General features: G+C 68.7%; 13 protein-coding genes. 6 read left to right on the forward strand and 7 right to left on the reverse strand.

The window, feature by feature from the left end:
- Positions 1–50: 50 nt before the first annotated feature.
- Positions 51–743, reverse strand: a complete 693-nt coding sequence (locus tag ACW14X_RS26235; protein WP_160022536.1) for a response regulator — start codon at positions 741–743, stop codon at positions 51–53.
- Positions 740–2,344, reverse strand: a complete 1,605-nt coding sequence (locus tag ACW14X_RS26240; RefSeq protein ID WP_457163855.1) for an ATP-binding protein — start codon at positions 2,342–2,344, stop codon at positions 740–742. The genes ACW14X_RS26235 and ACW14X_RS26240 overlap by 4 nt, the downstream gene beginning before the upstream one ends.
- Positions 2,345–2,486: 142 nt before the next feature.
- Here ACW14X_RS26240 and ACW14X_RS26245 point away from each other — a divergent pair, with 142 nt between their 5' ends.
- Positions 2,487–3,836 (forward strand): cation:dicarboxylate symporter family transporter, encoded by a 1,350-nt coding sequence (locus ACW14X_RS26245; protein WP_457163856.1) that lies wholly within the window; start codon positions 2,487–2,489, stop codon positions 3,834–3,836.
- A gap of 55 nt (positions 3,837–3,891) precedes the next feature.
- Here ACW14X_RS26245 and ACW14X_RS26250 read toward each other — a convergent pair whose 3' ends face one another.
- Positions 3,892–4,245 (reverse strand): hypothetical protein, encoded by a 354-nt coding sequence (locus ACW14X_RS26250; RefSeq protein ID WP_457163857.1) that lies wholly within the window; start codon positions 4,243–4,245, stop codon positions 3,892–3,894.
- Between the two features lie 257 nt (positions 4,246–4,502).
- On the opposite strand from ACW14X_RS26250, the gene ACW14X_RS26255 reads away from it, so the two are divergent.
- The 3 genes from ACW14X_RS26255 to ACW14X_RS26265 are packed head-to-tail and all read left to right on the forward strand — an operon-like array spanning position 4,503 to position 7,635.
- Complete coding sequence (locus ACW14X_RS26255; RefSeq protein ID WP_457163858.1) at positions 4,503–5,804, forward strand: ABC transporter substrate-binding protein; 1,302 nt, start codon at positions 4,503–4,505, stop codon at positions 5,802–5,804.
- Positions 5,801–6,796, forward strand: coding sequence for a carbohydrate ABC transporter permease (locus tag ACW14X_RS26260; RefSeq protein ID WP_160022546.1), 996 nt, complete (start codon positions 5,801–5,803; stop codon positions 6,794–6,796). The genes ACW14X_RS26255 and ACW14X_RS26260 overlap by 4 nt, the downstream gene beginning before the upstream one ends.
- A complete protein-coding gene (locus ACW14X_RS26265; RefSeq protein ID WP_350840520.1) occupies positions 6,796–7,635 on the forward strand; it encodes a carbohydrate ABC transporter permease in 840 nt (279 codons plus the stop codon). The genes ACW14X_RS26260 and ACW14X_RS26265 overlap by 1 nt, the downstream gene beginning before the upstream one ends.
- 72 nt (positions 7,636–7,707) lie before the next feature.
- Here ACW14X_RS26265 and ACW14X_RS26270 read toward each other — a convergent pair whose 3' ends face one another.
- Entirely contained in the window at positions 7,708–9,357 is a 1,650-nt protein-coding gene (locus tag ACW14X_RS26270; protein WP_350840518.1) for an acyl-CoA dehydrogenase family protein, read from the reverse strand.
- A gap of 38 nt (positions 9,358–9,395) precedes the next feature.
- Here ACW14X_RS26270 and ACW14X_RS26275 point away from each other — a divergent pair, with 38 nt between their 5' ends.
- Positions 9,396–10,490 carry a potassium channel family protein gene (locus ACW14X_RS26275; protein ID WP_160022552.1) on the forward strand — a complete coding sequence of 365 codons (1,095 nt, stop codon included), beginning with the start codon at positions 9,396–9,398 and terminating at the stop codon, positions 10,488–10,490.
- 201 nt (positions 10,491–10,691) lie between these two features.
- Positions 10,692–10,976, forward strand: coding sequence for a DUF3263 domain-containing protein (locus ACW14X_RS26280; RefSeq protein ID WP_160022554.1), 285 nt, complete (start codon positions 10,692–10,694; stop codon positions 10,974–10,976).
- A 254-nt stretch (positions 10,977–11,230) separates the two neighbouring features.
- Here ACW14X_RS26280 and map read toward each other — a convergent pair whose 3' ends face one another.
- Genes map through ACW14X_RS26295 form a run of 3 tightly spaced genes read right to left on the reverse strand, consistent with a single transcriptional unit; the run spans position 11,231 to position 13,737 of the window.
- On the reverse strand, positions 11,231–11,998 hold the full coding sequence (gene map / locus ACW14X_RS26285) for a type I methionyl aminopeptidase (protein ID WP_160028780.1): 768 nt from the start codon (positions 11,996–11,998) through the stop codon (positions 11,231–11,233).
- Between the two features lie 48 nt (positions 11,999–12,046).
- Positions 12,047–13,297, reverse strand: coding sequence for an RNA polymerase sigma factor (locus tag ACW14X_RS26290; protein WP_457163859.1), 1,251 nt, complete (start codon positions 13,295–13,297; stop codon positions 12,047–12,049).
- Positions 13,294–13,737, reverse strand: a complete 444-nt coding sequence (locus tag ACW14X_RS26295; RefSeq protein WP_350714742.1) for a YciI family protein — start codon at positions 13,735–13,737, stop codon at positions 13,294–13,296. The genes ACW14X_RS26290 and ACW14X_RS26295 overlap by 4 nt, the downstream gene beginning before the upstream one ends.
- Positions 13,738–13,851 lie beyond the last annotated feature (114 nt).

The following is a 13,851-nucleotide window of genomic DNA, read 5'->3' on the forward strand; positions in this document are numbered from 1 at the left end:
CCCGGCGCGATGGCCCCGGTGCGAACCATTTTCCCGGTCTCACGTCCGGTTCAGAGCCAGGAGTAGCCGACCTCGGGCCGGCCGCCGCTGGGACCGTAGCGGACCCCGCGCGCGGCCAGGCCCTTGTCGGCGAGATGCTCGAGGTAGCGCCGTGCGGTCACTCGCGACGCGCCGACCACCGCGGCGACCTCGCTCGCGGACAGGTCGCGGTCGGCCTCGCGCAGGGCGGCCGTCACCGCCCGCAGCGTCTCCGCGCTCATGCCCTTGGGCAGCGGTGTGCTGCCGGTGGGCCGCAGCGACCCCAGCAGCTGGTCGACCTCGTCCTGAACGACCTCCTCGGGGGCGGCGTCCAAGCGGGCGCGATAGTCGGCGTACTGCTCGAGCTTGTCCCGGAACGTCGCGAACGTGAACGGCTTGAGCAGGTAGAGCACGACCCCCTGCACGACGGCCTGCCGCACGACCTTGGTGTCTCGTGCCGCGGTCACCGCGATCACGTCGCACAGGTGCCCGGCGGCGCGGAGCCTGCTGAGCAGCCCGAGCCCGTGCCCGTCGGGCAGGTTCATGTCGAGCAGGATCAGGTCGACCGGAGCACCGGCGTCACGGGCTGCGTCGAGCGCGCGGACCGCCTCGCGCGCCGAGCGCGCGATCCCGGCCAGGGCGAAGCCCGAGACCCGCCCGACGTACGCCGCGTGGGCCTCGGCGGCGAGCGCCTCGTCCTCGACGACCAGGACACGCACGTTCATCCGGCCACCTCCGTGCCGAGGGTGACGGTGAACTCGGCCCCGCCGAGGTGCGAGCGGCCGATGGCGACCTCGCCGCCATGACGCCGGGCGATCTGCCCGACCAGCGCGAGGCCCAGCCCGCGGCCGGTGCCGGGCTCGGCCTTCGTGGTCCAGCCGCGGTCGAGGACGCGCGCCGAGTCGGCGTCGTCCAAGCCGGGTCCGCTGTCGCCCACGCGCACCGTGAGGGTGTCTTCGTCACCGGTCAGGTGGACCTCGACCTGGCGGGACTCGAAGCCGGAGACGGCATCGAAGGCGTTGTCGACGAGGTTGCCCAGCACCGTCACCAGGTCGCGGGGCGGGATGCCCGTGCCCGACGGCACCTCGCCGACGATACGGAACTCGACGCCCTGCTCGGCCGCCTCGGCCGACTTGCCGAGCAGGAGCGCGGCCACGACGGGATCCTCGACCGCGCCGACGACCCGGTCGGTGAGGAGCTGGGCGACCTGGAGCTCCTCGGTGGCGAACTCGACCGCGTCCTGCTCGCGGCCCATCTCGATGAGGGAGACCACGGTGTGGAGCCGGTTGGCCGCCTCGTGGTTCTGCGACCGGAGCGACTCGGTGAGGCGGCGTACGACCTCGAGCTCGCCGGTCACCGAGCGCAGCTCGGTGTGGTCGCGCAGCGTCACCACGGCGCCGACCTCGCGGCCGTCCCACAGTGCGGGTGCCGAGGAGACCACCAGGATCCGCTCGCCGGCGAGGTAGAGGTCGTCGGACTCGGCGGTGCGGCCGCGCGCGGCGGCGACCAGCCCGGGCGCCAGGTCGAGGTCCTCGATCCGGGTGCCGATGACGTCCTCCGGCAGCGCCAGCAGGCGCCGCGCCTCGTCGTTGACCAGCTGCACGCGCCCCTCGCCGTCGAGCAGGAGCAGACCTTCGCGGACCGAGTGGAGGACGGCGGAGTAGTACTCGTACATCCGGGCCAGCTCACGCTCGCCCATGCCATGGGTCAGCCGGTGCAGGCGCCTGCTCAGCAGCCAGGCACCGGTCAGCCCCACGGCCAGCACCAGCGCACCGCACAGCAGCACGATCGTGACGTCGCGCCGGAGACCGCGGTTGATGTCGCTGACCGTGATGCCGACGGAGACGAGCGCGACGACCTCGTCGCCGTCCTCGACCGGCACCACCGAGCGGACCGATGGCCCGAGCGTCCCGGTGTACTGCTGGGTGAAGACCTCGCCGTCCGGCGCGCCGCCGAGGTCGCCGACGAACTTGCCGCCGATCTGACGCGGATCGGTGTGGGTGTAGCGGGTGCGGTCCAGCGCCATCACCACAACGAAGTCGGTGTCGGTGTCGCGGCGTACCTGCTCGGTCCAGGGCTGGAGGGTCGCCGTCGGGTCCTCGCCACGCAGCGCGGTGCTGACGGTGGGGGAGTCGGCGACGGTCTGGGCGACGGCCACCGCACGCTGGGTGGCGCGGCTGTAGGAGTCGCGCTGGGCGTCGTAGGAGGCCATCAGGATGCCGGTGACGACGAGCAGCAGCACCGTGCCGAACTGCAGGAGAAGCACCTGCTGGGCCACCGGCCGATCGCGGAGAACGCGGGGGCGGAACGGGTGGACACGGGGCACGACAACATTCTGGACCACCTCCGTTGCGTGGATGTGATCGTGGCCACGAACACAACGAACACAACAGTGACGGTCGTCACGTTCTCCCGGAGAGTTGCCCGAGTTGCCCCGGAGGGCAGGACACACCGGACCAGGAGGAACGATGAGTACGACCACGACTGAGACAAGACCCAAGAAGGACCGGACACACTATCTCTACATCGCGGTGATCGCCGCGGTGGTCCTCGGCATTCTGGTCGGGTTGATCGCCCCGTCGTTCGCGGTGGAGCTGAAGCCGATCGGCACGGCCTTCGTGAACCTGATCAAGATGATGATCCAGCCGATCATCTTCTGCACCCTGGTCATCGGCGTCGGCTCGGTCGCCAACGCGGCCAAGGTCGGCAAGGTCGGTGGGCTGGCGCTGGCCTACTTCATCGTGATGTCAACGGTCGCCCTGGCGATCGGCGTGGTCGTCGGCAACATCATCGACCCGGGCACCGGCCTCCAGCTGAGCTCGGACGCGTCCAGCGCGGGCCAGGAGGCTGCCTCGGAGGGTCACGCGAGCACGACGGACTTCCTCCTCAGCATCATCCCGACCTCGCTCTTCTCGGCGCTGACCTCCGGCGTGGTGCTGCAGACGCTGCTGGTCGCGCTCCTGGTCGGCTTCGCGCTGCAGCGGATGGGTGAGTCGGGCAAGCCGATCCTCAAGGCGATCACCATGATCCAGAACCTGATCTTCCGGGTGCTCGCGATGATCATGTGGGCCGCCCCGGTCGGTGCCTTCGGCGCCATCGCCGGTGTGGTGGGGGAGACCGGCATCGACGCCCTGAAGAGCCTCGCCGTCATCATGGTCGCGTTCTACGTCACGTGCGCGATCTTCGTCTTCGGCATCCTGGGCGTGCTCCTCAAGCTGGCGACCGGCGTCAACCTCTTCAAGCTGCTCAAGTACCTCGCCCGCGAGTTCCTGCTCATCCTCTCCACCAGCTCGTCCGAGTCGGCCCTCCCGCGCCTGATCGCGAAGATGGAGCACGCCGGTGTCGAGAAGGCGACCGTCGGTGTCGTGGTCCCCACGGGCTACTCGTTCAACCTCGACGGCACCGCGATCTACCTGACGATGGCCTCGATCTTCATCGCCGACGCGATGGGCGACCCGCTGAGCATCGGCGAGCAGATCGGCCTGCTGCTGTTCATGATGATCGCCTCCAAGGGTGCCGCCGGTGTCACCGGCGCCGGCCTGGCGACCCTGGCCGGCGGGCTGCAGTCCCACCGCCCGGAGATGGTCGACGGGGTCGGGCTCATCGTGGGCATCGACCGGTTCATGTCCGAGGCCCGCGCGCTGACCAACTTCGCCGGCAACTCGGTCGCCACCGTCCTGGTCGGCCACTGGACCAAGACCATCGACCACAGCCAGCTCGACCGCGTCCTGGACGGTCAGGACCCGTTCGACGAGACGACCATGGTCGACGACCACGCCGCCCCGCCTGCGGCAGAAACCGACAAGGCGCTCGTCTAGACCCCACGACGACAGGCCGTACGCCGCGCGGACACGCGCGACGTACGGCCTGTTGTCATCGGTTGCGGTTGCGGTAGAGGATCCGCGCCAGCTCGAACGGCGCGGCGCGCCACGAGCCGATCGGCTCGTCGTCGAGCCCGATCCGGCCGAGCGCGGCGATGATCCACGAGAACGCGAAGCAGCCGATACCGGCGACGGCCCAGATCCCGACCGTACGCCAGGCCAGGTCGCCGCCGAAGGCCCGGAAGATGCCGATGACGGCAGCGATCACGGCGATCGCTCCGATCAGCCAGAAGAGGATCGAGCAGATGACGGCGGCCAGCCGGCCGGCCACGGCCAGCGGGTCGCGAGGCGGCTGGTGATGAGGCCCTTGGCCGGGGCCTTGATGGGGAGGATGCGGATAGTTCATTTGGGCGCTGATTCTGGCCTAACCCGGCTGCCGGAGCCACACCGGGATGGCGGGTCGTCATGGTGCCGGAGTGCGTGACAGGTATCGTCCTGCGCGTTCTCGGGTGAGTGTTCGACAATTTGCCCGGGACATCGATGGACCATAACGACTAATGTTATGGAGATCACATAACGAGGCGCTGCCTCGTGGACCCGACGCGGCCTGCGTGGCACGACTCCGTGGATCAACACGACGATGGAGGGTGCAATCAGATGCACGTGCGAAAGTGGCAAATCGGAGCAGTAGTCGCAGGTCTGCTCGCTGTGACCGGCTGCGGCGTCCCCGGTGGCGGCGGCAGCAACGATGCCGGCGACACCGAAGAGGGAGACGGCAGCATCCAGATCCTCGGCGCGATCCCCGAGGGCGAGGCCGTGGGGCTCAACGCGGCCCTCGACACCTTCACCAAGGAGACCGGGATCGAGGTGACCTACACCCCCTCCACGGACTTCACCACCGAGATCCGCACCAAGGTCAACGGAAACGACGCGCCCGACATCGCGCTCTTCCCACAGCCCGGCCTCGTCGGTGACCTGACCGAGTCGGGTGACACGCTCCCGCTCGACGACCTCATCGACGTCGGCTCGCTCGACGACACCATGATCCCTGGCCTGATGGACTCGGTCGAGATCGACGACAAGACCTACGGCGTACCGATCCGCGTCTCGATGAAGTCGCTGGTCTGGACCCCGAAGAACTTCGAGCAGTCCGGCTACAAGACGCCCACGACCTGGGACGAGCTGCGAAGCCTCGAGGACCAGATGATCTCCAAGGGCCAGACCCCGTGGTGCCTCGGCGCCGAGGCCGGTGCCGACACCGGCTGGGTCTACACCGACTGGGTCGAGGAGATCGTCCTGCGCCAGGAGGGCCCGGAGTTCTACGACGAGTGGGTCTCCCACGAGGTCCCCTTCAACGACCCGAAGATCGTCGAGGCGATCGAGACCATGGGCGACATCATCAACAAGCCGAAGAACGTACGCGGCGGGGCCGACGGCACGCTGAGCGAGCCCTTCGGCGACTCCCCGCTGCCGCTCTTCGACGCGAAGCCCGGCTGCCAGATGCACCGTCAGGCCAACTTCATCACCACCTTCTTCCCGAAGGACGTCCAGCAGGACCTGGCCGGCAACGTCGGCGTCTTCGCGCTCCCGGGCAGCATGGAGGGCGGCTTCGAGGGCAACCCGGTCCTCGGTGGCGGTGACATGGCGACCGCCTTCACCAACGACACCGACGTGGTCGAGCTGATGGAGTTCTTCGCGTCCCCCGACTTCGGTGCCGAGTGGGCCAAGTCCGGTGGCTGGCTCTCGCCGAGCGTCGAGTTCGACAACTCGCAGTACGCCGACCCGATGTTCGGTGAGATCGCGACGCTGCTGCAGGACGCCGACACCTTCCGCTTCGACGGTTCGGACCTGATGCCCGCACAGGTGGGCGCCGGGACGTTCTGGAGCGAGATGAACGCCTACGTCGGAGGTGAGAAGAGCGCTCAGGAGGCGGCCGACGCGATCGAGGAGAGCTGGCGAGGATGAGCGATGACCCATATCTGAAGATCCTCAACGGCCTGATCGCGATCGTCCTCGGGGTCGGTGGCACCGCTGCGCTCTTCTGGCTGCTCAACTTCCTCTCGGGCCTGCTGCCGGGCAAGTGGGAGCGGCGGGTCAAGCCGTACGTCTTCATCGGCCCGGCCATCCTGGTGGTCGCCGTCTTCCTGGTCTACCCGGCCCTGATGACGGTGATCTACAGCTTCGCCGATGACAACAGCATCAACTGGGTCGGGTTCGACAACTACACGGCGCTCTTCCGGGACGACGAGTTCATCGGCACGTTGGTCAACAACCTGCTCTGGATCCTCATCGTCCCGGCCGCCAGCGTCATCGTCGGTCTGCTCGTGGCGGTGCTGGCCGATCAGCTCAAGGCGTTCCCGGAGCGGGTCGCGAAGTCGGTCATCTTCATGCCGATGGCGATCAGCTTCGTCGGGGCGAGCACGATCTGGGGTTTCGTCTACGCGACCAGGTTCGCGCAGGGGGACAAGCAGATCGGTCTCCTCTCGGCGATCTCGACCAGTCTCGGGTTCGAGCCGGTCGCCTGGCTGCGCATCTCCGACTACAACCTCAACGACCTGCTCCTGATCGTCATCATGATCTGGTTGCAGGCGGGGTTCGCGATGGTGCTGCTCTCCTCGGCGATCAAGAGCGTCCCCGAGGACACCGTGGAGGCGGCGCGCATCGACGGGGCCAGCGAGATCCAGATCTTCTTCAAGGTCGTCGTACCGCAGATCTGGCCGACGGTGATCGTGGTCTTCGTGACCATCCTCATCCTGGTGATGAAGGTCTTCGACATCGTCTACGTGATGACCGGTGGCCGGTCCGGCACCTCGGTGCTGGCCAACACCTTCGTCCTCGAGCTCTTCGAGTTCGGTGACGCCGGTCGCGCGGCCGCGGTGGTCGTGGTCCTGATGATCGCGGTGATCCCGGTGATGGTCTACCAGATGCGCCAGTTCAAGAAGCAGGAGGCCCGCTGATGAGGAGCTTCACCCTCGGCAGCATCGCTGTCCGTGTGGGCATCGTCCTGCTGTGCGTCCTCTGGTTCATCCCGACGCTGGGTCTGCTGATCTCGTCGTTCCGCGACGAGGCCGATGTGAAGTCGTCGGGCTGGTGGACGGTCATCACCGACCCGTTCTCCCAGTGGACCTTCGACAGCTACTCGCAGGTCCTCGAGAGCGGGATGGCGAACGCCTTCGTGAACTCGATCGTCGTCTCCGTCCCCGCGACGGTGCTGCCGATCATGATCGCCGCGTTCGCTGCGTACGCGTTCACGTTCATGCGGTTCCCGGGGCGCAACGTGCTGTTCATGGTGATCGTCGGGTTGCTGGTCGTCCCGCTGCAGGTGGCGTTCGTGCCGCTGCTCAACCTGTTCGGGAGCTACGACCTCAACGGCACCTTCCTCGCGGTGTGGCTGGCCCACACGGCGTTCGGGATGCCGTTGGCGGTCTTCATCCTGCGCAGCTACATGGCGACACTGCCGCAGGAGATCATCGAGTCGGCCGAGATCGACGGGGCCTCCCACTTCCAGACCTTCTGGAGGCTGATCGTGCCGATGTCGGTGCCCGCACTGGCAGCGTTCGCGATCTTCCAGTTCCTCTGGGTCTGGAACGACCTTCTGGTCGCGCTCATCTTCCTCGGGGCGGGTGACAACGAGGTCGTCACGATCACGTTGCGCGACCTGATCGGTGACCGTGGCCAGGAGTGGCACCTGCTCACTGCTGGTGCGTTCATCACGATGACGGTGCCGCTGCTGGTGTTCTTCTCGCTGCAGCGCTACTTCGTCCGTGGGCTCACGGCCGGGTCCGTCAAGGGCTGAGGTCCGGTCCGCAAGCGGCGGGCGTCATGTCTCCTTCGGGGCATGGCGCCCGCCGCTTGCGCGTCGAGGCCGCTACAGGGTCGGCGTCGCCCGCTGCACGACCGCCACCTGGTCGCCGCCGGCGAGCATGCCGTACGTCCCACCGTGGCCCGGCAGGCGGCTGGCGCAGAAGATGTCGGCCACCTCGTCGGGTCCGTGCTGGACCAGGAGGCTCCCCTGCAGGAGTGTCGCCATGCTGCCGGCCAGGCGCCTGGCCGAGCGCTCCAGCTCCTCGGGACCGGTCATCGACTCGCCCAGCAGGGAGAGGGTGGCGTCGACGGCCCGGTCGTAGCGCCGGTCGGCGCCCTTGGCCTTGCCGACCTCGGTGATCCAGGCGTCGAGGACCCCGGGTTCGCGCTGGATGGCACGCAGGACGTCGAGGGCGTTGACGTTGCCGGAGCCCTCCCAGACCGAGTTGAGCGGGGACTCGCGGAAGAGCAGCGGCATCACCGACTCCTCGACGTACCCGTTGCCGCCCAGGCACTCCAGCGCCTCCGCCACCATCGCCGGAGTGCGCTTGCAGACCCAGAACTTGGCCAGCGGCAGGCCGATACGGCGCAGGGCCCGCTCGTGCTCGTCGTCGGGCCGGTCGACGGCGGCGGCCAGGCGCATCGCCAGGGTCGTGGCCGCCTCGGACTCGACGGCCAGATCGGCGATCACGTTCTGCATCAGCGGCTTGTCGGCCAGGGTGGAGCCGAACGCGGAGCGGTGGGCGACGTGCCAGCTCGCCTCGGCCACGGCCCGGCGCATCAGGGAGGCCGAGCCCAGCACGCAGTCGAGGCGGGTGGCGGCGACCATCTCGATGATCGTGCGTACGCCGCGGCCCTCCTCGCCCAGCCGGTAGGCGGTGGTACCGCGGAACTCGAGCTCGGAGCTGGCGTTGGAGCGGTTGCCGAGCTTGTCCTTGAGCCGCACCACGTCGAGCCGGTTGCGGCTGCCGCCGGGCAGGATGCGAGGCACGAGGAAGCAGGTGAGGCCATCAGGTGCTTGGGCCAGCACCAGGAAGACGTCGTTCATCGGTGCCGAGGTGAACCACTTGTGCCCGTGCAGCTCGTAGACGCCGTCGCCGGCGGGACGCGCCTCGGTGATGTTGAGGCGTACGTCCGAGCCGCCCTGCTTCTCGGTCATCCCCATGCCCGCCAGGGCGCCGAGCTTCTCGGCGGGGTCGCGGGGACCGAAGTCATAGGTCGTGGAGGCGAGCCTCGGCACCCACTCCTCGGCGAGCGACTCGTCGGCGCGGAGGGCTGGGACCGCGGCGTAAGTCATGGAGATCGGGCACAGGTGGCCGGGCTCGGTCTGGGACCAGGCGAGGAAACCGGCGGCGCGGCGTACGTGGGCGTTCTTCTCGCCCTTCTCGGCCAGTGCCCAGGGCGCGGCGGCCAGACCGTGGCCGACGGCTCTGTCCATCAGCCAGTGCCAGGAGGGGTGGAAGGCGACCTCGTCGATCCGGTTGCCGTAGCGGTCGTAGGGGACCAGCTCGGGGTGGAAGCGGTTGGCGAGGCGGCCGTGCTCCTGTGCCTCGGCGGTGCCGGCCTCGGCGCCCAGGGAGACGAGCGATTCGAGGGTCTCCTCGCCCGCGTGACGCAGGACCGCCGCCGACAGCGCGGCATCGCCGGTGACCACGTTGTGGCCCGCGAGCGGGGGCGCCTGGTTGGTGACACGGCGGATGTCGGAGGCACTCATGCAACAGACGATAGAGCGCGGCGGATAGGGTCACAGATGTGTCCGAGACATCTGCATATGCCCCGAAGTGGGCCGGTGTCGAGCAGGTCGCTCTTCCCGAGACGGTGCGGTCGCCCTGGTGGCAGCTCGGGCGGCGGCTGCTGGCCGCGCTGGCGATCCTGATCGGGACGGTCCTGCTGGTCTATCTCGACCGCGACGCGTACGCCGACAACAACGATCCCACCGGCCAGATCAGCCTGATCGACGCGATCTACTACACGACGGTGACGCTGAGCACGACCGGCTACGGCGACATCGCCCCGGTCGAGGCGCACGCGCGGATGATCAACGCGTTCATCATCACGCCGGCTCGCATCGCCTTCCTGGTGCTGCTGATCGGCACCACTCTCGAGGTCCTCACCAAGCAGGGCCGTGACCTCATCCGAGTAGCTCGCTGGAGGAAGAAGATGTCCCAGCACATCGTCGTCGTCGGATACGGCACGAAGGGCCGTAGCGCCGTGGAGACGCTGATCAGCAGCGGAGCGGATCCCGAGGAGTTCGTCGTGGTCGACCCCGACCCGGTCGCGCGCTCGGATGCCCACTCCGACGGGATCGCGGTGGTCACCGGCGACGCGACCCGGCGCGAGGTGCTGATGCGGGCGGGCGTCAAGGACGCCGAGCAGGTCATCATCACCACCAACCGTGACGACTCCAACGTGCTCACGATCCTGACGGTGCGGCAGATCAACCCCGAGGCGTGGATCGTCGCTGCCGCTCGCGAGCGCGAGAACGCGCCGTTGATGAAGCAGTCCGGAGCCGACTCGGTGATCACCTCCGCCGACGCGGTCGGCCGGCTGATGGGCCTGTCCACCATCTCGCCGACCCTCGGGTCCGTCATGGAGGACCTGCTCAACTCCGGCACCGGCCTGGAGGTCGCCGAGCGCGACCTGCTGGTCAACGAGGTCGGCAAGCAGCCGCAGCAGCTGGCCGACCAGGTGATCGCCGTCGTACGCGACGAGAAGGTCTTCCGCTACTTCGACCCGGTCGTCGGCACCCTGTCGCGCGGGGACCGGCTGGTCGTCGTGCGGGCCGCGAGGGAGCTGCCCTGGGCGCCGCGTCCGGGGACGCACGGCGAGGACACCGCGGACGTGTGACACCCGCTGAAATAGAAGTCAGCCGCTGGCGTCTCGGGTCACCAGCGGCTGACATCGAAGAGATTAGCGGACGGTCCGGCGAGCTTCAAAGAGTTGATCTGCACTTTTATGAAGATGGCCCAGATGGGCTATGCCGGGTAGTTCTAGACGGTGACGCGTGGCGGTTTCGGAGGCGCCCGCCGCGCCTGGGATGATGTACGCATGACCGAGGCGCCCCACAGCCCCGGGTCTGCCGACGGGCAGCCGGGCCTTTCCGAGAACGAGAAGCAACTGCTGGACTTCGAGCGTTCCTGGTGGTCGGCCGGCACCGGACGCGACGAGGCGGTCAGAGAGCAGCTCGGGATGAGCGCGGCCGAATACCACCGAGCCGTCAACGACCTGATCGACAAGCCCGAGGCGCTCGCCTACGACGGCGTCCTGGTGCGCCGGCTGCGGCGGCAGCGCGACGCGCGGCGTACGCAGCGCTCGAAGAACCCGCGCTCATAGCCCACTCGGGTGGTCCGAGTAGCCCGGTCGGATCATTTGCAGTCTTCTGCATTGCAGGTGCTTGCACGTGTTCGACTTCGTCGGCTAACGTTCTTCTTGTCAGCCGCTGGTGACCCGAGACGCCAGCGGCTGACTTCTGTTTTGCCGCCCCTCGCCGAGACGTCACTCGCGCAGGCCGAGACGTCGCGGCGCTGCCCACTCGGCCGACGGCGGTGACGCCTCGACCGACGTACCTGACGCCTCGGCCGGGTTGGTCAGTCGCGAGCGGTGAGGACGAGCGGGCCGTCCTCGGTGATCGCCACGGTGTGCTCCATGTGAGCGCCGCGGGAACCGTCGGCGCTGCGCAGGGTCCAGCCGTCGGGGTCGGTGAAGATCTCGTCGGTGGTGTGCAGGAACCACGGCTCGATCGCGATGACGAGTCCGGGCTGCAGCTTGAAGCCGCGGCCGGGACGACCGTCGTTGGCGATGTGCGGGTCGCCATGCATGGTGCGGCCGACGCCGTGGCCGCCGAACTGGGTGTTGATCTTGAGGCCCTTCGCGCGGGCGACGCTGGCGATCGCGTGGGAGATGTCGCCGACCTTGTTGCCGACGCGCGCGGCGTCGATACCGGCGGCGAGCGCCTGGGTGGTGGTCTCGATCAGATCGAGGTCCTCCTGGCGGGGCGTACCGACGACGACGGAGAGGGCCGAGTCGGAGACCCAGCCGTCGACGCTGGCCGCGAAGTCCACGCTGAGCAGGTCGCCGTCCTGCAGCTTGTAGTCGAAGGGCAGGCCGTGCAGCACACCGTCGTTGACCGAGGTGCAGAGCACCTTGCCGAACGGCATCGCGCCGAAGCTCGGGTGGTAGTCGATGTAGCAGGACTCCGCGCCGCGGTCCTTGATCATCTTGTGCGCCAGCTCGTCGAGCTCGAGCAGGTTGACGCCCACGGCAGCGTGCTCGCGGAGTGCGGTCAGGACATCGGCCACGAATCGGCCGGCGGGCTTCATCTGCTCGATCTGGGTCGGGGTGCGCAGTTCGATCACAGGCACAGCGTATCCTGAGAACGGTTCTCACTAGAATTCAGCGATGCGTCAGCACCGAGCATCGCGCAACGCGGCCGCCTTCGACGTCAGGAAACGGCGCTCGGCGAGGTTCGTGGCCCGCACCGAGGCCAGATCGTACGCAGCGGCAGCACCGTCCAGGTCGCCGGCGAGCTCCAGCAGATGAGCGCGCACCGCGGGCACCCGCGGATGGTCGGCGAAGCCTCCGGAGCCGTTCTGAGCACAGTCGCGCAGGAGCTCGTCGAGCAGCGCGAGCGCGGGGCCCGGGCCGTCGGCGTACCCGACCGCGACGGCCTTGTTGAGCGTCACGATCGGCCCGGGTGCGACCTTCTCCAGCAACCCGTAGAGCGCGGTGATCTGCAGCCAGTCGGTCGCCTCCGCGGTGGGCGCACGATTGTGGAGCGCGGCGATGGCGGCCTGGATCTGGTAGGTCCCCGGCCGGCCGGTGCCGATGACGGAGTCGACCAGCGCGACCCCCTCGCGGGTGGCCTCGTGGCGCCACAGACTCCGGTCCTGGTCGGCCAGCGGCACCACGGCGCCGTGCGCGTCGATCCGGGCTGGGCGGCGAGCGTCGAGCAGCAGCATGAGCGCGAGCAGGCCGCCGAGCTCGCCGTGGGCGCTCCCCGTCATCCGGGCGAGCGCGGTGCGGGCGAGGCGGGTCAACCGGATCGCCTCGGCGCACAGGTCGACCCGCTGCAGGTGGTCGCCCTCGGTCGCGACGTACCCCTCGTTGAAGAGCAGGTAGAGCACCTTCATCATCGCCGGGATCCGCGCCGCGAGGTCGGCGGAGCCGTCGATCCCGAGCGAGCGTCCCTTGATCGTCGCCTTCGCCCGGGAGATCCGCTGCGCCATCGTCTTCTCCGGGACGAGGTAGGCGTTCGCGATCTCCCGGGTGGTGAGCCCGCCGACCGCCCGCAGGGTCAGCGCGACTGCCGAGGCCGGGGTCAGGCTGGGATGACAGCAGAGCAGGAGTACGTCGAGGGAGTCGTCGATCCCCGAGGCACTCTGCCCCTCGGGCTCGGCGAGATGGTCGGCATGCTCGCGGTCGCGGCGGCGCGACTCGCTGCGCTTGGCATCGATGAGGCGGTGCATCGCGGTGGCGATCAGCCAGCCCCGAGCGTTCTCCGGTACGCCGCGCTCCGGCCAGGTGCGTACCGCCTCGACGAGCGCCTCCTGGACGGCGTCCTCCGCGGCGTCGAAGTCCCCGCAGCGCCGGGTGACGACGGCGACGACCTGCGGAGTGAGGTCGCGCAGGAGGTCACCCGGCAGCGCCTCGGTCACTCGATGCTCGCCTCGCCGAAGGCGATCGTGTCGTCGACCGAGGAGCCGTCAGTGCCGTGGTACATCCGGCGCACCTGGATCGGCTGCTCGATCGGCCGCCCGCCCGGGCCGGGAGCGGCGGAGTAGAGACCGGCGATCTCCAGCGCGCGCTCCTGAGTCTCGGCGTCGATGATCATGTAGCCGGCGACCCACTCCTTGAACTCCTGGAACGGCCCGTCGGTGACGGTCCTGTCGGCACCGTCGGAGGTCACCACGAACGCCTGGTCGGGCGGCGTCAGGGCCTCGACGTGCACCAGCTCGCCGGACTCGGTCAGGGCCTTGTTGAGCGCTTCGTAGTAGCTCATGTGGCCCTGCACCTCCTCCGGCTTCCAGCCAGCCATGCCGCCGGGAGTCTCGTCGTTGCCGGCTTGGTAGTCGAGGATCATCAGGTAGCGAGGCATGTTCTCACCCTTCCACTTCGGGCGCTCCTTGTAAGCGCCATTCACGAGGGGAACGGAGCCGGCCGCCCGATAACTACATGCACCGGTGTACGACTTCGACGTAGGTTTCTCGCC

Source organism: Nocardioides sp. YJ-D4, from assembly GCF_054031495.1.